The 19987-nt window shown below is 70.2% G+C and carries 19 protein-coding genes; all 19 read left to right on the top strand.

Going from position 1 to position 19987, the window contains the following annotated elements; all coding sequences use genetic code 11:
• Positions 1 to 508 precede the first annotated feature (508 nt).
• Complete coding sequence (gene thrB, locus H297_RS33895; protein WP_051351404.1) at positions 509 to 1540, top strand: homoserine kinase; 1032 nt, start codon at positions 509 to 511, stop codon at positions 1538 to 1540.
• Positions 1541 to 1943: 403 nt separating this feature from the next.
• Positions 1944 to 4055, top strand: a complete 2112-nt coding sequence (rho, locus tag H297_RS0101600; RefSeq protein ID WP_027735621.1) for a transcription termination factor Rho — start codon at positions 1944 to 1946, stop codon at positions 4053 to 4055.
• A gap of 366 nt (positions 4056 to 4421) precedes the next feature.
• Positions 4422 to 5597, top strand: coding sequence for an LCP family protein (locus H297_RS0101595; protein ID WP_106959526.1), 1176 nt, complete (start codon positions 4422 to 4424; stop codon positions 5595 to 5597).
• A 187-nt stretch (positions 5598 to 5784) separates the two neighbouring features.
• Entirely contained in the window at positions 5785 to 6009 is a 225-nt protein-coding gene (rpmE, locus tag H297_RS0101590; RefSeq protein ID WP_027735619.1) for a 50S ribosomal protein L31, read from the top strand.
• Positions 6010 to 6243: 234 nt separating this feature from the next.
• Complete coding sequence (prfA, locus tag H297_RS0101585) at positions 6244 to 7314, top strand: peptide chain release factor 1 (RefSeq protein ID WP_027735618.1); 1071 nt, start codon at positions 6244 to 6246, stop codon at positions 7312 to 7314.
• 79 nt (positions 7315 to 7393) lie between these two features.
• The gene (gene prmC / locus H297_RS0101580; RefSeq protein WP_027735617.1) at positions 7394 to 8239 is read left to right on the top strand and encodes a peptide chain release factor N(5)-glutamine methyltransferase; all 846 of its coding nucleotides are present in this window, start codon (positions 7394 to 7396) and stop codon (positions 8237 to 8239) included.
• Entirely contained in the window at positions 8239 to 8886 is a 648-nt protein-coding gene (locus tag H297_RS0101575; protein WP_027735616.1) for an L-threonylcarbamoyladenylate synthase, read from the top strand. Before prmC ends, H297_RS0101575 begins: the two co-directional genes overlap by 1 nt.
• Positions 8886 to 9593 carry an arsenate reductase/protein-tyrosine-phosphatase family protein gene (locus tag H297_RS33890; RefSeq protein ID WP_199787122.1) on the top strand — a complete coding sequence of 236 codons (708 nt, stop codon included), beginning with the start codon at positions 8886 to 8888 and terminating at the stop codon, positions 9591 to 9593. Before H297_RS0101575 ends, H297_RS33890 begins: the two co-directional genes overlap by 1 nt.
• Positions 9594 to 9754: 161 nt before the next feature.
• The gene (locus tag H297_RS0101565; protein ID WP_027735615.1) at positions 9755 to 11110 is read left to right on the top strand and encodes an MraY family glycosyltransferase; all 1356 of its coding nucleotides are present in this window, start codon (positions 9755 to 9757) and stop codon (positions 11108 to 11110) included.
• A 282-nt stretch (positions 11111 to 11392) separates the two neighbouring features.
• Entirely contained in the window at positions 11393 to 11818 is a 426-nt protein-coding gene (locus tag H297_RS0101560; RefSeq protein ID WP_027735614.1) for a Cg1360 family ATP-synthase-associated protein, read from the top strand.
• 221 nt (positions 11819 to 12039) lie between these two features.
• Positions 12040 to 12867 (top strand): F0F1 ATP synthase subunit A, encoded by an 828-nt coding sequence (gene atpB / locus H297_RS0101555; RefSeq protein ID WP_037792479.1) that lies wholly within the window; start codon positions 12040 to 12042, stop codon positions 12865 to 12867.
• 78 nt (positions 12868 to 12945) lie between these two features.
• The gene (gene atpE, locus H297_RS0101550) at positions 12946 to 13200 is read left to right on the top strand and encodes an ATP synthase F0 subunit C (RefSeq protein WP_027735612.1); all 255 of its coding nucleotides are present in this window, start codon (positions 12946 to 12948) and stop codon (positions 13198 to 13200) included.
• A gap of 42 nt (positions 13201 to 13242) precedes the next feature.
• On the top strand, positions 13243 to 13812 hold the full coding sequence (locus H297_RS0101545) for a F0F1 ATP synthase subunit B (RefSeq protein ID WP_027735611.1): 570 nt from the start codon (positions 13243 to 13245) through the stop codon (positions 13810 to 13812).
• A 58-nt stretch (positions 13813 to 13870) separates the two neighbouring features.
• Entirely contained in the window at positions 13871 to 14686 is an 816-nt protein-coding gene (locus tag H297_RS0101540; protein ID WP_027735610.1) for a F0F1 ATP synthase subunit delta, read from the top strand.
• A gap of 163 nt (positions 14687 to 14849) precedes the next feature.
• The gene (gene atpA, locus H297_RS0101535) at positions 14850 to 16421 is read left to right on the top strand and encodes a F0F1 ATP synthase subunit alpha (RefSeq protein ID WP_027735609.1); all 1572 of its coding nucleotides are present in this window, start codon (positions 14850 to 14852) and stop codon (positions 16419 to 16421) included.
• 2 nt (positions 16422 to 16423) lie between these two features.
• On the top strand, positions 16424 to 17344 hold the full coding sequence (locus H297_RS0101530) for a F0F1 ATP synthase subunit gamma (RefSeq protein WP_027735608.1): 921 nt from the start codon (positions 16424 to 16426) through the stop codon (positions 17342 to 17344).
• Between the two features lie 2 nt (positions 17345 to 17346).
• Complete coding sequence (gene atpD, locus H297_RS0101525) at positions 17347 to 18789, top strand: F0F1 ATP synthase subunit beta (protein ID WP_027735607.1); 1443 nt, start codon at positions 17347 to 17349, stop codon at positions 18787 to 18789.
• Positions 18790 to 18970: 181 nt separating this feature from the next.
• On the top strand, positions 18971 to 19354 hold the full coding sequence (locus H297_RS0101520; RefSeq protein ID WP_027735606.1) for a F0F1 ATP synthase subunit epsilon: 384 nt from the start codon (positions 18971 to 18973) through the stop codon (positions 19352 to 19354).
• A 154-nt stretch (positions 19355 to 19508) separates the two neighbouring features.
• Positions 19509 to 19967 carry a DUF2550 domain-containing protein gene (locus H297_RS0101515; protein ID WP_027735605.1) on the top strand — a complete coding sequence of 153 codons (459 nt, stop codon included), beginning with the start codon at positions 19509 to 19511 and terminating at the stop codon, positions 19965 to 19967.
• Positions 19968 to 19987 lie beyond the last annotated feature (20 nt).

The following is a 19987-nucleotide window of genomic DNA, read 5'->3' as shown; positions in this document are numbered from 1 at the left end:
GCTCGGGCTGTCGTCCGACGCGGGACGGTCCGGTACGTGTCCGTCCTCCTCGGGGCCCCGCTCCCGGCCCCTCGTCCGGGGAGCGGTGTCCGGCCACGGCGCAGTGGCACGGACGGCTTCGGTCACCGCCCCAGGGCGGGCTCCGGGCACCGCGCCGGGGCGGCCGGGGCCCGGTCCGGCGTCGGGTCGGGGGCGAAGGCCCCAGGCCCTGGGGGCAGGCCCGCGCACGTGGGCCGGGAGGACCCGTCGGCCCCTCCCGGGCCGTGGGGCGTGCACACAGGCCTCGCGCTCCCCGCGGGCGTACCGCGCAGAAGCACGGGCAGGCTCACGACACGCATCGTGCGCCTCCCGTGCGCCCTATGTCGTCAGTGAACCCACCTTCGATAGGCTGAGATTCACCCCGCCCCCCGTAACGTCCTCGCCGAGGGTTCGTGCGCAGTGGTGGCCGGTCCGGCACGGCCGCGGCCAGGGGTGCTCCGCAAACCGAACCAAGGAGTGTCATCGGAAGATGGCCGGTCCCGCGTTCCGCGCCGCCGCCGTCCGGGTGCGCGTCCCCGCCACCAGCGCCAACCTCGGCCCGGGTTTCGACGCCCTGGGCCTCGCCCTGGGACTCTACGACGACGTGGTCGTCCGTGTCGCCGACTCCGGCCTGCACATCGACATCGCCGGTGAGGGCGCCGAAGGCCTGCCCCGCGACGAGAGCCACCTCCTCGTGAGCTCGCTGCGCACCGCCTTCGACCTGCTGGGCGGGCAGCCGCGCGGGCTGGAGATCGTGTGCGCCAACCGCATCCCGCACGGCCGCGGCCTGGGCTCCTCCTCCGCCGCCATCTGCGCGGGCGTGATGGCCGCCCGCGCGGTCACCACCGGCGGCGAGACCCGGCTGGACGACACGGCACTGCTGGAGCTGGCCACCGAGATCGAGGGCCATCCCGACAACGTGGCCGCCTGTCTGCTCGGCGGTTTCACGCTGGCCTGGACGGACGGCGGGTCGGCCCGCGCGGTGCGGATGGAGCCCGCCGCATCCCTCGTCCCGGTGGTCTTCGTCCCCGCGAAACCCCTGCTCACCCACACTGCCCGGGGCCTGCTGCCGCGCTCGGTGCCGCATGTGGACGCGGCCTTCAACGCCGGACGCGCCGCGCTGCTCGTCGAGGCGATGACGCGCCGTCCCGAGCTGCTGCTGGCGGCCACCGAGGACCGGCTGCACCAGGAGTACCGCGCCCCGGCGATGACCGAGAGTGCCGATCTGGTCGGTCGGCTGCGCTCCCAGGGCGTACCCGCCGTCATCTCGGGCGCCGGACCGACGGTGCTCGCGCTGGCGGCCGACGACGGGGAGGCCGACAAGGTCTCCAGGCTCGCGGGAGAGGGCTGGACGGCGAACCGGCTGGCCCTGGACACGGCGGGCGCCGCGGTGCTGCCGCTGACCGCAGGCACCGGGGAACCCGGCATGCCGGGCGCGGGCAGCGGTCCCCTCACCGGGGGCGGTGACGCGGCCCGGACCTTCGGGGGCGTGCCGGGAGGCGCGGGCAGCGAGCCCCGGTGACAGCGGGTTGTGGATCTTCGAGAGGGGGAATGTTTGTTGGATCCGGTAGTGTTAACCTCAAGTCTGCACTCGCAGTCTCGTGGACCTCGCACAGGAAAGTGTGATGGTTCCAAGAGTGCGGTGCTTGCGTGTTCCCCTGGCAGTTCCAGCAGGGGCCACCTCTTCTCCCAGGAGCCCCCCACACCGCTCGGACTGCCGCCGAGCAGGGGCGAACACGCTCCGGAGCCGACGTGAAGGACATCCATGTCGAGGCTTCACGCCGAACCCACGTACTGATCTCCCCGCCGTACATCCAGGCGGGGCCACCGCCCCGGCCGCGTCCCCCAGCACAGGACACCAGCCGGACAGCACAACCGGTCGCCGAGCCAGACTGGCCGACGTCCGCTCCAGGGAAGGACCCTTCGTGAGCGACACCACCGATCTGATGGGCGTGAACGCCGATACCGCAGCCGACGGTGCCGCGGCGCCCGCTGCTACGGACGCTTCCGCCGCGCCTGCGGCCTCCGGTGCCGCACCCAGGCGTCGGCGCTCCGGCACGGGGCTCGAGGGCATGGTGCTGGCCGAACTCCAGCAGGTCGCCTCCAGCCTCGGCATCAGGGGCACCGCCCGGATGCGCAAGAGCCAGTTGATCGAGGTCATCAAGGAGCGCCAGGCAGGCGGCAGTTCACCGGCCGCCTCCGCCGACAACAAGGAGAGCAAGGGCGCCAAGGCCGCCGACGGCAAGGACACCAGGTCCGCCAAGGCCGACGGGGACGCCGGCGCCGCCAAGGAGACCAAGTCCGCCGACGGCGCCGAGGGTGCCGCGGCGAAGCCGAAGCGCCGCGCCACTTCGCGGGCCCGTACGGGTGAGTCGGAGGCCGCGCAGCAGGAGTCGCAGGGCTCCCAGCAGCAGATCGACATCCCCGGGCAGACCGAGGGCGACGCCAAGGCGGCCCAGGAGGGCGGCCGGGTGCGCCGCACCAAGGCCGAGTCCGCCGCCGACACGGCGGAGGGCGGCCGCACCGAGGGCCGTTCGGACGCCAGGTCCGGCGGTGAGGGCGGCAAGCAGGACGGCAAGGGCGAGCGGTCCGACAAGGACGGCAGGGACGCCAGGAGCGACCGGTCCGACAAGGACGGCAAGGGCGGCCCCTCCGGTGAGGGCAAGCAGCAGCAGGACCGTCCCTCCAAGCGGGAGCGCCAGCGTGACCGCGACCGGGACCGCAACCGCGGCAAGAACGACGGCGGTGGCCAGCAGAACCAGCAGGGTGGCGGCGGCCGTCGGGACGACGGCTTCGACGACGACGGCGGCGGTCGCCGCGGTCGCCGGGGCCGGTACCGCGACCGGCGGGGCCGGCGCGGCGGCCGCGAGGACTTCGAGCCGCAGATCGCCGAGGACGACGTCCTGATCCCCGTTGCCGGCATCCTCGACATCCTCGACAACTACGCGTTCGTGCGCACCTCCGGCTACCTGCCGGGCCCCAACGACGTGTACGTCTCGCTCGCGCAGGTCCGCAAGAACGGCCTGCGCAAGGGCGACCATGTCACCGGTGCGGTGCGTCAGCCGCGGGAGGGGGAGCGGCGCGAGAAGTTCAACGCGCTGGTCCGCCTCGACTCCGTCAACGGGATGTCGCCGGAGGACGGCAAGGGCCGCTCGGAGTTCAACAAGCTCACTCCGCTCTACCCGCAGGAGCGGCTGCGTCTGGAGACGGAGCCGAACCAGCTCACCCCGCGGATCATCGACCTGGTCTCCCCGGTCGGCAAGGGGCAGCGTGGTCTGATCGTGGCCCCGCCGAAGGCGGGCAAGACCATGGTGCTCCAGTCGATCGCGAACTCGATCACGCGGAACAACCCCGAGTGCCACCTGATGGTCGTCCTCGTGGACGAGCGTCCCGAAGAGGTCACCGACATGCAGCGGTCGGTCAAGGGCGAGGTCATCTCCTCCACCTTCGACCGTCCGGCCGAGGACCACACCACCATCGCCGAGCTCGCCATCGAGCGGGCGAAGCGGCTGGTGGAGCTGGGGCACGACGTGGTGATCCTGCTGGACAACATCACCCGCCTCGCCCGCGCCTACAACCTCGCCGCGCCCGCTTCGGGCCGCATCCTCTCCGGTGGTGTGGACTCCACGGCGCTGTACCCGCCGAAGAAGTTCTTCGGCGCGGCACGCAACATCGAGGACGGCGGCTCCCTGACGATCCTCGCCGCGGCGCTGGTGGAGACCGGCTCCCGGATGGAGGAGGTCATCTTCGAGGAGTTCAAGGGCACCGGCAACCTGGAGCTCAAGCTCGACCGGAAGCTCGCCGAGAAGCGGATCTTCCCCGCGGTGGACGTGGACCAGTCCAGCACCCGCAAGGAAGAGATCCTCATGGCGAACGACGAGCTCCAGATCGTCTGGAAGCTGCGGCGCGTGCTGCACGCCCTGGACCAGCAGCAGGCCATCGAGCTGCTGCTGGACAAGATGAAGCAGACGAAGTCCAACGCCGAGTTCCTGCTCCAGATCCAGAAGACGACCCCGACCCCCAACGGCCAGGACTGACGCCCTGCCGGAGGCCGCCCGCCCAGGGACTCGCGGCGGGCGTCGCCCGAACGGATCACGGCGAGGGCCGTTCCACCACGCTCGGTGGGACGGCCCTCGCCGTCTGTTTTCGCTGCTGAGCGCCCGCCCCGGGTGCGCTGAGAGGCTGCTCACAACCGCACCCGGCCCACAGGCCACCCCGGCTCGCCGGGCGGGGGCACGTCGTCGCAGGTAAAACGGGACCAGTGCCGAGGTGCGACCCCGCTCGTGCGTCGTTGTCCCGCCGCGTGCGTCCGACGCGCGTGGTGACGCATTGTGCAACCCTTCCGGCGAGACCCGGCGTCCACACAGGACAACACGCCACGAGCAGGACTGAGGGAAGTGACAATGGCGGGCGACAGCTACCAGGGCGACGAGGCGGCAGCAGGCCGCCCCCGGGGCATACGTGCCACCGGCCGTCGCCGCAGGCCGCGCAGCGGGCGCAGGCGCGCCCTGCGGGCCACCGCGTGGACGGTGGCGGGCGCGGTCGTGCTCGGCGGCGCCGGCCTCGGCTTCGTCTATTTCAAGCTGGACGGCAACATCTCCGGCGTCGACATCAATGCCGCGCTGGGCACCGACCGGCCGCAGGACGTGCCTAACGGCTCGATGGACATCCTCGTCCTCGGTTCGGACACGCGTGCGGGCGACAATGCGAAGTACGGCCAGGACCAGGGCGGAGCCCGCTCGGACACGGCGATGGTGCTGCACATCAACGAGCAGCACGACAAGGCCTCCGTCGTCTCGATACCCCGTGACACGCTGGTGCAGCGTCCGGCGTGCAAGGGCGACGCCTCGGAGGGCAACAAGGACGTCCCGGCGCAGCGTGCCATGTTCAACAGCGCCTACGAGGTCGGCGGCCCCGCATGCGCGGTCAAGACCGTCGAGTCCCTCTCCGGTGTGCGCATGGACCACTACATGGAGGTCGACTTCGCGGGCTTCAAGAAGCTCATCGACACCCTGGGTGGGGTCAAGATGACCACCAGCAAGCCGATCAACGACAAGGACAGCCACCTGAACCTGGCGGCCGGCACCCATCAGCTCAGCGGCGAGCAGTCGCTCGGCCTGGTGCGTACCCGGCACGGCGTCGGGGACGGCAGCGATCTGGGCCGCATCCAGCTCCAGCAGGCGTTCGTGAAGGCCCTCATCGACCAGGTCAACAGCATCGGGGTCTTCAGCAGCCCCAAGAAGCTCTACGACCTGGCCGACACGGCCACCTCCTCCATCACCGCCGACTCCGAGCTCGACTCGGTGGGCAGGTTGTCCGGCATGGGCAAGATGCTCAAGGGCGTCAAGTCCGACGACATCCAGATGACGACGCTGCCGGTCACCTACGACCCGAACGACCCCAACAGGGTGGTCCAGATCGACTCCAAGACGGACCAGGTGTGGCAGGCCCTCAGGCAGGACAAGCCGATCCCGAAGTCCGCCACCAAGGGCTCCGCCGGCGACCGGACCGACATAGGCGGTGTGGTCGGCGGCAAGAAGGCGGCCGAGGCCGCCGGGCAGAAGCCGGCCGGGCGGTGAGCAGCCGCCGCGGGCACCGCCGGCGGGGCGGCCGTGGCTGCCGGGGTGTCGCGGGTCCGGGGAACAAACGGCTTGGCCCCCCGGTTTTGGGGGGTGCGGTCCCCAGTGGCAAACTGGACCGTCGGCCCCGGTTCACGGGGGACAACCCGTCCTTCGACCCGGCGCCCTCCCGAACCTAGGAGTGACCTTGAAGCGCGACATCCACCCCGAGTACAACGAGACCCAGGTGAGCTGCACCTGCGGCAACTCGTTCACCACGCGTAGCACCGTGTCGGAGCGCGTCATCCGCGCCGACATCTGCTCGGCGTGCCACCCGTTCTACACCGGCAAGCAGAAGATCCTCGACACCGGTGGCCGCGTGGCCCGCTTCGAGGCCCGCTTCGGCAAGAACGCCGGCGCCGCCAAGAAGTAGCGACACCGCAGCGCCGGTCCGTGCCGCCCTCGCCGGGCAGCGCGGCCCGGCGCTCTTTTGGTGCTTCCGGCGGGGCGCTGCGCACAGCCCGCGCGCTCCGTACCGGCCCTGCCGGTGCCCGGTCCGCCGTCGCAGGCGGTCCGCCGCTGCCGGGGCGGCACCGGTCCGTTCAGCCGAGCGGTCCGTTCAGCAAGCGGTCTGTCAGTCAGCGGTCTGTCAGTAAGGATGGCCACGATGTTCGAGGCGGTCGAGGAACTCGTCGGCGAGCACGCCGACCTGGAGCGGCGGCTCGCCGATCCGGCGATCCACGCCGACCAGGCGGGCGCGCGCCGCCTCAACAAGCGCTACGCCGAACTCACCCCGATCGTCGCCGCCTACGGCGAGTGGAAGCGCACCGGGGACGACATCGGCACCGCACGGGAACTGGCGGCCGAGGACTCGGAGTTCGCCGCCGAGGTCAAGGAACTGGAGCGCCGCCGCGAGGAGCTGACCGAGAGGCTGCGGCTGCTGCTCGTCCCGCGCGACCCCAGCGACGACAAGGACGTCATCCTGGAGATCAAGGCAGGTGAGGGCGGCGACGAGTCCGCGCTGTTCGCCGGGGACCTGCTGCGGATGTATCTGCGGTACGCCGAGCGCCACGGCTGGAAGACCGAACTGATCGACTCCACGGCCTCCGACCTGGGCGGCTACAAGGACGTACGGGTCGCGGTGAAGGCCAGGAGCTCCGCCGAACCCGGGCAGGGCGTCTGGGCGCGGCTGAAGTACGAGGGCGGGGTGCACCGCGTGCAGCGGGTGCCCGCCACCGAGTCCCAGGGCCGTATCCACACCTCCGCCGCCGGCGTTCTCGTACTGCCGGAAGCCGAGGAGGTCGATGTGGAGATCAACCCGAACGACCTGCGGATCGACGTCTACCGCTCGTCCGGGCCCGGCGGGCAGTCGGTCAACACCACCGACTCCGCCGTGCGCATCACCCACGAGCCCACCGGCATCGTCGTCTCCTGCCAGAACGAGAAGAGCCAGTTGCAGAACAAGGAGCAGGCGCTGCGCATCCTGCGCGCCCGGCTGCTGGCCGCGGCCCAGGAGGAGGCGGAGAAGGAGGCCTCGGACGCCCGCCGCAGCCAGGTGCGCACCGTGGACCGCTCCGAGCGGGTCCGCACCTACAACTTCCCCGAGAACCGCATCTCCGACCACCGGGTCGGCTTCAAGTCCTACAACCTCGACCAGGTGCTCGACGGGGAGCTCGACGCCGTCATCCAGGCCTGCGTGGACGCGGACTCGGCAGCCAAGCTGGCCGCCGCACAGTGACGCCGCCCGGTGACGGCCGAGGACACCCCGTGACACGCAAGACGCCGACAACGACGCTGGGCCCGGGAGGGGGAACGGAGTGAACGTGCTGCTCGCCGAGGTGGCGCAGGCCACCCAGCGGCTGGCCGACGCGGGCGTGGACTCCCCACGCTTCGACGCCGAGGAGCTCGCGGCCTTCGTGCACGGCGTGGGCCGCGGTGAGCTGCACCGCGTCGCCGACGCCGACTTCGACGCACGCTACTGGGAGGCCATCGCCCGTCGCGAGGCCAGGGAACCGCTCCAGCACATCACCGGGCGGGCCTTCTTCCGCTACCTGGAGCTGCATGTCGGTGCGGGGGTCTTCGTGCCGCGTCCCGAGACGGAGTCGGTCGTCGGCTGGGCGATAGACGCCGTGCGCGCCATGGACGTCGTCGAGCCGCTGATCGTCGATCTGTGCAGCGGCTCCGGCGCCATCGCGCTGGCCCTCGCCCAGGAGGTGCCCCGCTCCCGCGTGCACGCCGTCGAGCTCGACGAGGGCGCACTGGAGTGGGCCCGCAAGAACGTCGAGGGCTCCCGGGTGGAGCTCCACCACGGGGACGCCCGCACCGCGCTGCCCGAACTGGACGGCCAGGTGGACCTCGTCATCTCCAATCCGCCCTACATCCCGCTCACCGAGTGGGAGTACGTGGCACCGGAGGCCCGCGACCACGACCCGCAGCTCGCCCTCTTCTCCGGGGAGGACGGGCTGGACGTCATCCGCGGACTGGAGCGCGCCGCGCACCGGCTGCTGCGCCCCGGCGGCGTCGTGGTCGTCGAGCACGCCGACACCCAGGGCGGCCAGGTGCCCTGGATCTTCACCGAGGACCGCGGCTGGGCGGACGCCGCGGACCACCCCGACCTCAACAACCGGCCTCGTTTTGCCACTGCACGCAGGGAGGTGCCGTGATGGCACGGCGTTACGACTGCTCCGACGCGACCGACCGCGCGACCGGACTGCGCGAGGCGGCCTCGGCCGTACGGCGCGGAGAACTCGTGGTGCTGCCCACGGACACCGTCTACGGCATCGGCGCGGACGCCTTCAGCGCCGACGCCGTCGGTGATCTGCTGGAGGCCAAGGGCCGCGGCCGCGGGATGCCCTCACCGGTGCTGGTGGGCTCCCCGAACACGCTGCACGGCCTGGTCACCGACTTCTCCGAACAGGCCTGGGAGCTGGTGGACGCCTACTGGCCGGGTGCGTTGACCCTGGTGGCCAAGCACCAGCCGTCGCTGACCTGGGACCTGGGGGAGACCCACGGCACCGTCGCGGTACGGATGCCGCTGCACCCGGTGGCCATCGAGCTGCTGAGCGACTTCGGCCCGATGGCCGTCTCCTCGGCGAACCTGACGGGCCACGCGGCACCCGCCACCTGCGACGCAGCTCAGGAGATGCTCGGCGAGTCCGTCGCCGTCTACCTCGACGGCGGGCCCACCCAGGACAACGTGCCCTCCTCCATCGTCGACGTCTCCGGCCCCGTGCCCCTCCTGCTGCGCGCCGGCGCCCTCGACGCCGACGAGCTGCGCAAGGTCGTACCTGACCTGGAGGTGGCCGGGTAGTGACGGCCCCACCCGGGCGTGGTGCGGTCGAGACCGGCGGCATAAACGGCTCCGCCTCCGCCGGCGCGTTCCGCATCCTCCACGTCTCCACAGGCAACGTGTGCCGCTCGCCGATCACCGAGCGGCTCACCCGGCACGCCTTGGCCGAGCGGCTCGGTGCGAGCCGCACCGGCGGGCTCGTGGTCGAGAGTGCCGGTACCTGGGGGCACGAGGGCGCGCCCATGGAGGAGAACGCCGTGGCCGTGCTGCTGGAGCACGGGGCGGACGCCGAGGGGTTCACCGGCCGCGAACTCCTGGACGAGCACGTGATCCGCGCCGACCTGGTGCTGACCGCCACCCGTGACCACCGCGCCCAGGTCGTCTCGATGGGCCACTCGGCCGGGCTGCGCACCTTCACGCTCAAGGAGTTCACCCGTCTGGTGCGGGCCATAGACCCCGCGACCCTGCCGGCCGCCCGCAGCAGCCAGGAGGTCGTCGAGCGCGCGCACGCACTGGTGCAGGCGGCCGCCGCGCTGCGCGGCTGGCTGCTGGCGCCCAGCCCCGAGGCGGACGAGATCCACGACCCCTACGGTGCGCCGATCCCGTACTTCCGCAGTGTCGGCGACGAGATCAGCCAGGCACTGGACCCGGTCGTCACGGCGTTGACGGGGGTGCCCGCTGCGGCCGGGGCCGCCGGGCGGGGCCCCGGCGGCCCACTGTGCCGGTGACAGGGGCAGGAACCGGCCGTGCGCAACGGCGGCCGCGGTGACGGCTGCGGACTGTTCGAGCCCGTCACCATGTGTCATAGGCTGTGGGTCTGAGCAGTTCAGCTCGGCGACGGTGGCCTATGGTGTGGGCCCGAACAACCCGCGAGAACTCTGGGGAGTCCGTGCGTGAGTACCTGCTGACGCTGTGCGTCACGGCTGCGGTCACCTACCTGCTGACCGGTCCGGTGCGGAAGTTCGCCATCGCGGCGGGCGCGATGCCACCGGTGCGCGCCCGTGACGTGCACCGGGAGCCGACGCCGCGGCTCGGCGGCATCGCCATGTTCGGCGGACTGTGCGCGGGCCTGCTCGTCGCCTCGCAACTGACCAACATCGGTGCGCTGTTCACCCTCTCCGACGAACCCAGGGCGCTGCTGTCGGGCGCCGGGCTGATCTGGCTGATCGGCGTGCTGGACGACAAGTGGGGCGTCGACGCGCTGGTCAAGCTCGGCGGACAGATGATCGCTGCCGGCGTGATGGTGCTCCAGGGGCTGACGATCCTGTGGCTGCCGGTCCCCGGCGTCGGCAACGTGGCCCTCACCCCGCTGCAGGGGACGCTGCTGACGGTCGCCCTGGTCGTCATCACCATCAACGCGGTCAACTTCGTCGACGGCCTCGACGGCCTCGCCTCGGGCATGGTCTGCATCGCCTCGCTGGCGTTCTTCATGTACGCGTACCGCATCTGGTACGGCTACGGCATCGAGGCGGCCGCCCCCGCGACGCTCTTCGCAGCGGTCCTGATGGGCATGTGCCTGGGCTTCCTGCCGCACAACATGCACCCGGCGCGGATCTTCATGGGGGACTCCGGCTCGATGCTGATCGGGCTCGTCCTGGCGGCCGGTGCCGTCTCGATCACCGGTCAGGTCGACCCGGACCTGATGGTCGAGCACACCGGGTCGGTGAAGAACGCGGTGCACACGATGGTGCCGCTGTACATGCCGCTGCTGCTGCCGTTGAGCATCATCGCCATCCCCGTCGCCGACCTGGTGATGGCCATCGTGCGGCGCACCTGGAACGGGCGCTCGCCGTTCGCCGCCGACCGCGGGCACCTGCACCACCGCCTGCTGGAGATCGGGCACTCGCACAGCCGCGCCGTCCTGATCATGTACTTCTGGGCCGCGCTGATCGCCTTCGGCGCCGTGGCCTTCTCGGTGCGCTCCTCCAGCCTGGCGATCGTGCTGGCCATCGTGCTGCTCAGCGCGGTCGGCCTGAGCGTGCTGCTGCTGCCGCGCTACACCCCCAGGGTGCCCGGCTGGGCCCAGCGGGTGCTGCCGCCGCGCTACCGGCGGTTCGACGTCGCGGAGCCGGGCGTCGGCGAGGTGGATCCCACACCGCCGGGCCCGGGGGAGGTCCCCGAGCCGCCGGAGGAGGAGACCGAGGAGGGGCAGCGGACACCCGCGCTGGCCGGCCTGGACGGGGCCACGGCCATCGGGGAGCGCCGGCAGTTCACCCGGCCGAAGAAGATCAACACTCGGGACTGAACCGCTCTGTTGGCCCGTCCCGAACCGCTCAAGCGGCCAATACCAGACATAGCGCGCGGCGTCAGTGTGCTGCCTCTCACGTCACCCCCGCGTGTGACCGGCAGCACACGAAGTAGGTAAAGACCTCATCAAATAGTTTGTGATACCGTTCACGAAACCCGGTGGCAGCCGAAGTGCCCCGCTGACGCGGGCCACTTCTGCGGGAGGTCCGACCTCCGTACCGGGCTACTCTCGTCACCTTGACGATTCACGTTCCCCCGAGTTTCCCCCGGAGCACACCACATGCAGTCGAACGACGCACGCATGCTGCTGCATTGCGCCGTACCGACCGCCGTGGCCGGTGTCGTGGCCGCAGCGGTCAGCGGCGTGTTCGCAGGAGGTAAGGGAGCCGTCGGCGGCGCATCCGGAGCACTCGTCGTGATCCTCTTCATGGGTCTCGGCCTTTACGTCCTCCAGCGGACAGCGCGCTCTCTCCCGCACCTTTTTCAGGCGATGGGCCTCCTGCTGTATACGACGCAGATTCTGCTGCTGTTCGTGGTGCTGGTGGTCTTCCGGGATACGACCCTTTTCGACACCAAGGCCTTCGCGTTCACTCTGCTCGGTGCCACCGTCGTCTGGGTGGCCGCCCAGGGCAGGGCGCACATGAAGGCGAAGATCCTGTATGTCGAGCCCTCCTCCGGCGGTGGCGAGAAGGCCAGTGCCACATAGGGGCGGGATAAGTGCTCGTTCGAGCAACTGCTATCGTCCGTTGCCAACTGCGGCGCAGCAGACGGGGGCGGCAGAGCTCCGCTCCGTTTCGGCCCCAAGGCGACGAAACGGACACTCTCCCGCCCTGATCAGCCGCCGCCCCCGATTCGTAGGACCAAGACCAGTGCCGTTCCGTGGCAGCACGCCGCGCCGACACAACGAGGTAGCCGTTTTCATGCGCCATGCAGAAGGAGCCCACGGTGAGTGCTGACCAGATGCTCGCCTTCGATACCGACTGCCACCTTTTCAGTGGCTGCGGCTTCGAGGCTCCCGGGCTCCACTCGTTCGCCTTCGAGCCGATGTTCAGCATCGGCGGATTCGACTTCACCAAGCCGATCCTGCTCGCCCTGGTGGGCACGCTCGCCATCGTGTGGTTCTTCTGGGCCGCCTTCAACAAGCCCAAGCTGGTGCCGGGCAAGCTCCAGATGGCCGGAGAGGCCGGGTACGACTTCATCCGCCGCGGCGTGGTCTACGAGACCATCGGCAAGAAGGAAGGCGAGAAGTACGTCCCCCTGGTGGTGGCGCTGTTCTTCTTCGTGTGGGTGATGAACCTCTGGTCCGTCATCCCGCTCGCCCAGTTCCCCGTCACGTCGATCTTCTCGATCCCGCTCGGGCTGGCACTGCTGGTCTACGTCCTGTGGGTCGGCCTCACCTTCAAGCGGCAGGGCTGGACCGGCGCCTGGAAGAACTTCACCGGCTACGACAAGTCGCTCGGCCCGGTGCTGCCGCTGGTCATGGTCATCGAGTTCTTCTCGAACCTGCTGGTGCGCCCCTTCACGCACGCGGTCCGGCTCTTCGCCAACATGTTCGCCGGTCACATGCTGGTGGCGCTCTTCACCATCGCGACCTGGTACATGCTCAACGGCATCGGCATCGCCTACTCGGTCGTCTCCTTCGTCATGACGGTCGTCATGATCGCCTTCGAGCTGTTCATCCAGGTGATCCAGGCGTACGTGTTCGTCCTGCTGACCTGCTCCTACATCCAGGGCGCGCTCGTCAAGGAACACTGAGCCGGCCCGCTCCCCGCACAACCCCAAGCTGTCCGGCGGCCAACCCCCGCCGGTCCGTACAGAGAAGGAAGTAACGGCATGTCCGCTGCTCTCGAAATGGTCAACCTCGCCGCCGAGAAGGGCCTCTCCGGCAACCTCGGTTCCGTCGGCTACGGCCTTGCCGCCATCGGCCCCGGCATCGGCGTCGGCATCGTCTTCGGCAACGGCACCCAGGCCCTGGCCCGTCAGCCCGAGGCCGCCGGTCTGATCCGTCAGAACCAGATCCTCGGCTTCGCCTTCTGTGAGGCGCTGGCCCTCATCGGCATCGTCATGGGCTTCATCTTCCGCTCCTGACGGCCGAGCGAACGACCTTTTATTCCGACGGAAGGCACTGACGTGAACGCCCTGGTACACGTGGCGGAGACCGAGGTTCCGCAGAACCCGCTCGTTCCGCCGATTCCAGAGTTCGTCATCGGCCTGATCGCATTCGCCATCGTCTTCTTCTTCCTGTGGAAGAAGCTCCTTCCGAGCATCAACAAGGTGCTGGAAGAGCGTCGTGAAGCCATTGAGGGCGGCATCGAGAAGGCCGAGGCGGCTCAGACGGAGGCTGCCGAGGTACTCCAGCAGTACAAGGACCAGCTCTCCGAGGCCCGCCACGAAGCCGCCCGCCTGCGTGCCGAGGCACAGGAGCAGGGTGCGACGCTCATCGCCGAGATGCGCGCCGAGGGCCAGCGGCAGCGTGAGGAGATCATCGCTGCCGGTCACTCCCAGATCGAGGCCGACCGCAAGCAGGCCGCGGCCACGCTCCGCCAGGACGTGGGCAAGCTCGCCACCGACCTGGCCGGCAAGCTCGTCGGTGAGTCCCTGGAGGACCACGCCCGGCAGAGCCGCGTCATCGACCGCTTCCTCGACGGGCTCGAAGAGACCGCCGAGGCCGAGGCGAATGCCAACGGAGCCGCCCGATGAACGCCGGAACGGCGACGAGTCGAGTGAGCGCCGGCGAGCGAGCTGAGGAGCGTGACCGATGAACGGAGCGAGCCGTGAGGCGCTTGCCGCCGCACGCGAGAGCCTGACCGCGCTGACCGACTCCACGTCGGTCGACGCCGCGGCCCTCGCCGACGAGCTCGCCGCCGTCACCGCGCTGCTGGAGCGCGAGGTCTCGCTGCGCCGGGTCCTGACCGACCCGGCGCAGGCCGGGGAGGCCAAGGCCGCCCTGGTCCAGCGCGTCCTCGGCGGTCAGGTCGGCGGCCCGGCCACCGACCTGGTCTCCGGCATGGTCCGCTCCCGCTGGTCCGGCTCGCGCGACCTGGTCGACGCGGTCGAGGAGCTGGCCGACCTGGCCGACCTGGTGGCGGCCGAGCGGGACGGTTCGCTGGACGACGTCGAGGACGAGCTGTTCCGGTTCGCCCGGACCACCGCCTCCTCGACCGACCTGCGCTCCGCGCTGACCAGCCGCACGGCTGCCCCGGCGGCGAAGAGCGCACTCGTGCAGCAGCTGCTGAGGGGCCGGGCGCGGCCCGTCACCGAGCGGCTGGTGACCCGCCTGGTGATCCAGCCGCGGGGACGTAGCCTGGAAGCAGGGCTGGAAGCCCTGTCCAAGCTGGCAGCCGAGCGCCGTAACCGGTCGGTCGCTGTCGTGACGTCCGCGGTACCGCTCAGCGACGAGCAGAAGCGGCGCCTGGGAGCGTCGCTGGCCAAGCTGTACGGCCGCCAGGTGCACCTGAACCTGGACGTGGACCCCGAGATCCTCGGCGGCATCCGGGTGCAGGTGGGCGACGAGGTGATCAACGGTTCGGTCGCCGACCGGCTGGAGCGGGCGCAGCGGCGGATGGCGGGCTGAGCGGGGCCGAAGAGCCCGAGAACGAAGCAGGACCCGGCGCACGGGCGCCAACCAACTCAACAAGCACGAAAGCGGCCCGAGTTGGGCCGTACATGGGACCCGGGGGACGCCCCCCGGACCCCGAAGCAACTTACGGGCCCAACAAGGAGAGCAGGGAACCCAGATGGCGGAGCTCACGATCCGGCCGGATGAGATCCGGGACGCGCTGGAGAACTTTGTCCAGTCGTACACGCCGGACGCGGCCTCGCGCGAAGAGGTCGGTACGGTCAGCGCTGCCAGCGATGGCATCGCGAAGGTCGAGGGGCTGCCCTCGGCCATGGCGAACGAGCTGCTGAAGTTCGAGGACGGCACCCTCGGCCTCGCCCTCAACCTCGAGGAGCGCGAGATCGGTGCCGTCGTCCTCGGTGAGTTCAGCGGCATCGAGGAGGGCCAGCCGGTGCAGCGCACCGGTGAGGTCCTGTCGGTCCCGGTCGGTGACGGCTACCTGGGCCGTGTCGTCGACCCGCTGGGTGCTCCGATCGACGGCCTCGGCGAGATCGAGCCGGAGGGCCGCCGCGCCCTGGAGCTCCAGGCTCCCACGGTCATGCAGCGCAAGTCCGTGCACGAGCCGATGGAGACCGGCTACAAGGCCGTCGACACCATGACCCCGATCGGCCGCGGCCAGCGCCAGCTCGTGATCGGCGACCGTCAGACGGGCAAGACCGCGCTGTGCGTCGACACGATCATCAACCAGCGCGACAACTGGCGCTCCGGTGACCCGGACAAGCAGGTCCGCTGCATCTACGTCGCCGTCGGCCAGAAGGGCTCCACCATCGCGTCCGTGCGCGGCGCGCTGGAGGAGGCCGGTGCCCTGGAGTACACGACGATCGTCGCCGCCCCGGCGTCCGACCCGGCCGGCTTCAAGTACATCGCCCCCTACACCGGCTCGGCCCTCGGCCAGCACTGGATGTACCAGGGCAAGCACGTGCTGGTCGTCTTCGACGACCTGTCCAAGCAGGCCGACGCCTACCGCGCCGTCTCCCTGCTGCTGCGCCGCCCGCCGGGCCGTGAGGCCTACCCGGGTGACGTCTTCTACCTGCACTCCCGGTTGCTGGAGCGCTGCGCGAAGCTCTCCGACGACATGGGCAAGGGCTCGATGACGGGTCTGCCGATCGTCGAGACCAAGGCCAACGACGTCTCGGCGTTCATCCCGACCAACGTCATCTCCATCACCGACGGCCAGTGCTTCTTGGAGTCCGACCTGTTCAACGCGGGCCAGCGGCCGGCGCTGAACGTCGGTATCTCCGTCTCCCGCGTCGGCGGCTCCGCGCAGCACAAGGCGATCCGCCAGATCACCGGTTCGCTCCGGGTGGACCTGGCCCAGTACCGCGAGCTGGAGGCCTTCGCCGCCTTCGGCTCCGACCTGGACGACGCCTCCAAGGCGGCGCTGGAGCGCGGTAAGCGGATGGTCGAGCTGCTCAAGCAGTCGCAGTACGCGCCGTTCGCCACCGAGGACCAGGTCGTCTCCGTGTGGTCCGGCACCAACGGCAAGATGGACGACGTACCCGTCGAGGACATCCGCCGCTTCGAGCGCGAGCTGCTGGACTACATGCACCGCGAGGAGGCCGGTCTGCTGACCAGCATCCGCGAGGGCGCCAAGATGTCGAACGACACGATCCAGGCGCTCGGCGACGCGGTCGACAAGTTCAAGACCCAGTTCGAGACCTCGGACGGCAAGCTGCTGGGCGAGGGCTGAGCATGGGTGCCCAGCTCAGGGTCTACAAGCGGCGGATCAAGTCCGTCACTGCGACCAAGAAGATCACCCGGGCGATGGAGATGATCGCCGCCTCGCGCATCATCAAGGCGCAGCGCCGGGTGGCGGCGTCCGAGCCGTACGCGAGCGAGCTGACCCGCGCGGTCACCGCCGTGGCGGCCGGCTCCGACACGCGGCACCCGCTGCTGACGGAGGCGGAGCAGCCCAAGCGCGCGGCGGTCCTGCTCATCACGAGCGACCGGGGGCTGGCGGGCGGCTACAACTCCAACGCCATCAAGGCGGCCGAGCAGCTCAACGCGAAGCTGGCCGCCGAGGGCAAGGAGATCGTCAGCTACATCGTCGGCTCCAAGGGCGTGGCCTACTACGGGTTCCGCGACCGGCCGGTCGCGGAGTCCTTCACGGGCTTCACGGACAACCCGACGTACGCGGACGCGAAGGCGGTGTCCGCGCCGCTGATCGAGGCGGTGCAGCAGGAGACCGCCGAGGGTGGCGTGGACGAGCTGCACATCGTCTACACCGAGTTCGTCTCGATGATGACGCAGACACCGGTGCAGAACCGGATGCTGCCGCTCACCTTCGACGGCGACCAGGCCACGGAGGCGGCCGGCGGCAAGGGAGTCCTGCCGCTGTACGACTTCGAGCCCTCGGCCGAGGACGTGCTGGACGCGCTGCTGCCGCGGTACGTCGAGTCCCGTGTCTACAACGCTCTGCTGCAGGCGGCGGCCTCCAAGCACGCCGCCACCCGCCGGGCGATGAAGTCCGCGACCGACAATGCCGAGGAACTCATCAAGTCGCTGACGCGGCTCGCCAACGCGGCCCGCCAGGCCGACATCACCCAGGAAATCAGCGAGATCGTCGGTGGGGCGAGCGCGCTGGCTGACGCTAACGCGGGGAGTGACCGCTAACCATGACCACCACAGTTGAGACGGCCACCGCCACGGGCCGTGTTGCCCGGGTCATCGGCCCGGTCGTCGACGTGGAGTTCCCCGTCGACGCCATGCCGGACATCTACAACGCGCTGACCGTCGAGGTGCTCGACCCGGCCGAGGACGGCAAGCGGAAGACCCTCACCCTGGAGGTCTCCCAGCACCTCGGTGAGGGGATGGTCCGCGCCATCTCCATGGAGCCGACCGACGGCCTGGTCCGCCAGGCCCCGGTGACCGACACCGGTGCGGGCATCACCGTGCCCGTCGGCGACGTCACCAAGGGCCGGGTCTTCAACACCCTCGGCAAGATCCTCAACGAGCCGGAGGCCGAGTCCGAGGTGACCGAGCGGTGGTCCATCCACCGCAAGGCCCCGGCGTTCGACCAGCTCGAGTCGAAGACCGAGATGTTCGAGACCGGCCTGAAGGTCGTCGACCTGCTGACCCCGTACGTCAAGGGCGGCAAGATCGGCCTGTTCGGCGGTGCGGGCGTCGGCAAGACGGTCCTCATCCAGGAAATGATCATGCGTGTGGCCAAGCTGCACGAGGGCGTTTCCGTGTTCGCCGGTGTCGGCGAGCGCACCCGTGAGGGCAACGACCTGATCGAGGAGATGGACGAGTCCGGCGTGCTGCCGCAGACCGCGCTGGTCTTCGGTCAGATGGACGAGCCGCCGGGGACCCGGCTGCGGGTCGCGCTGGCCGGTCTGACCATGGCGGAGTACTTCCGCGATGTGCAGAAGCAGGACGTGCTGTTCTTCATCGACAACATCTTCCGCTTCACGCAGGCCGGTTCCGAGGTCTCCACCCTGCTGGGCCGCATGCCCTCCGCGGTGGGCTACCAGCCGAACCTGGCGGACGAGATGGGTGTGCTCCAGGAGCGCATCACCTCGACCCGTGGCCACTCCATCACCTCGATGCAGGCGATCTACGTGCCTGCGGACGACCTGACGGACCCGGCCCCGGCGACGACGTTCGCGCACCTGGACGCCACCACGGTGCTGTCGCGTCCGATCTCGGAGAAGGGCATCTACCCGGCGGTGGACCCGCTGGACTCCACCTCCCGGATCCTGGACCCGCGCTTCGTCTCCCAGGAGCACTACAACTGCGCCGAGCGCGTCAAGGGGATCCTGCAGAAGTACAAGGACCTGCAGGACATCATCTCCATCCTCGGCATCGACGAGCTGTCCGAGGAGGACAAGCTCACGGTGTCCCGCGCCCGCCGTATCGAGCGCTTCCTGTCGCAGAACACGCACGCGGCGAAGCAGTTCACCGGCCTGGACGGTTCGGACGTGCCGCTGGACGAGTCGATCGCGGCGTTCAACGCGATCGCCGACGGCGAGTACGACCACTTCCCGGAGCAGGCGTTCTTCATGTGCGGTGGCCTGGACGACCTCAAGGCCAAGGCCAAGGAGCTCGGCGTCTCCTGACGCCCTCCGCCGCTCGGGCCCTGCGGGGTCCGGGTGGCGGCGGTCGCGGCGCCTCCACGTGCTTCCGCGCGCGGTCCGGCGCACGTGTGCGCCGGTTGTGCTCCGCGGCGGGGGCGGGTGCGCGTACCCGCCCCCGCACCGCACCCTTTATCCTTTCCCCATCCCAAGCTGAGGAGCCACAGTGGCTGAGCTGCACGTCGAGTTGGTCGCCGCCGACCGCAAGGTCTGGGCCGGCGAGGCCAGCCTGGTCGTCGCGCGCACCTCCTCGGGTGATATCGGTGTCATGCCCGGCCACCAGCCGCTGCTCGGCGTGCTGGAGTCGGGTCCGGTCACCATCCGCACGACGGGTGAGAGCGGCAACGGCACCGTCGTCGCCGCGGTGCACGGCGGGTTCATCTCCTTCGCCGAGAACCAGCTCTCCCTGCTCGCCGAGGTCGCGGAGCTGACCGACGAGATCGATGTCGAGCGGGCGGAGCGCGCGTTGGAGGACGCCAGGACCAAGGCCGACGAGGGCGCCGAGCGGCGTGCCGACGTCCGGCTGCGAGCGGTGACCGCCGCTCGCTGAGGCAGGCCGCCCCGCAGCGGCGCACGGAGTAGGACGACACTCAGCCGCGGGCGGTCCCGGAATTCTCCGGGGCCGTCCGCGGCTGAAGCCATAGAGAAGCGTTTGAGAGACTTGCCGGCGGCAGGTCCCGGAGACAGCGAGGAGGTCGGTGAAGATGGTCCTCGCTCTGCTGCTGTGCGGCGTGGTCGTTCTGCTGGTGATCGCGGGGCTCTTCGCCTTCGGGGTACGCAGGCGGCTCATCCAGCGGTCCGGCGGAACATTCGACTGCAACCTGCGCTGGGCGGTACCCGAGGAGGAGGCCGCCGCACCGAAGGGAAAAGGCTGGGCCTACGGAATCGCCCGCTACAACGGCGACCGCATCGAGTGGTTCCGCGTCTTCTCCTATGCCCCCAGGCCCCGCCGCCATCTGGTGCGCGGGGCCATCGACGTTCTGGAGCGCCGCGATCCGCTGGGAGAGGAGGAGCAGGCGCTGCTGTCCGACTCCGTCGTCCTCGCCTGCGCGGTCGGGCCCGACCGGGTGCGGGTCGAGCTCGCACTGAGCGACGACGCGCTGACGGGCTTCCTCGCCTGGCTGGAGGCCGCCCCTCCCGGCCAGCGCGTCAACGTCGCCTGACACCTGTGCAGCAGCCCTCG

The organism is Streptomyces sp. CNT360, assembly GCF_000424785.1.
This window is presented reverse-complemented; position numbering and strand designations above follow the sequence as displayed.

Coding starts and splice junctions, on each gene's coding strand:
- H297_RS0101530 (WP_027735608.1), top strand. CDS start 16,424: ATGGGTGCCCAGCTCAGGGTCTACAAGCGGCGGATCAAGTCCGTCACT.
- H297_RS0101575 (WP_027735616.1), top strand. CDS start 8,239: ATGGCACGGCGTTACGACTGCTCCGACGCGACCGACCGCGCGACCGGA.
- atpB (WP_037792479.1), top strand. CDS start 12,040: ATGCAGAAGGAGCCCACGGTGAGTGCTGACCAGATGCTCGCCTTCGAT.
- H297_RS0101595 (WP_106959526.1), top strand. CDS start 4,422: ATGGCGGGCGACAGCTACCAGGGCGACGAGGCGGCAGCAGGCCGCCCC.
- H297_RS0101515 (WP_027735605.1), top strand. CDS start 19,509: ATGGTCCTCGCTCTGCTGCTGTGCGGCGTGGTCGTTCTGCTGGTGATC.
- atpD (WP_027735607.1), top strand. CDS start 17,347: ATGACCACCACAGTTGAGACGGCCACCGCCACGGGCCGTGTTGCCCGG.
- H297_RS0101540 (WP_027735610.1), top strand. CDS start 13,871: ATGAACGGAGCGAGCCGTGAGGCGCTTGCCGCCGCACGCGAGAGCCTG.
- H297_RS0101560 (WP_027735614.1), top strand. CDS start 11,393: ATGCAGTCGAACGACGCACGCATGCTGCTGCATTGCGCCGTACCGACC.
- atpE (WP_027735612.1), top strand. CDS start 12,946: ATGTCCGCTGCTCTCGAAATGGTCAACCTCGCCGCCGAGAAGGGCCTC.
- prfA (WP_027735618.1), top strand. CDS start 6,244: ATGTTCGAGGCGGTCGAGGAACTCGTCGGCGAGCACGCCGACCTGGAG.
- atpA (WP_027735609.1), top strand. CDS start 14,850: ATGGCGGAGCTCACGATCCGGCCGGATGAGATCCGGGACGCGCTGGAG.
- thrB (WP_051351404.1), top strand. CDS start 509: ATGGCCGGTCCCGCGTTCCGCGCCGCCGCCGTCCGGGTGCGCGTCCCC.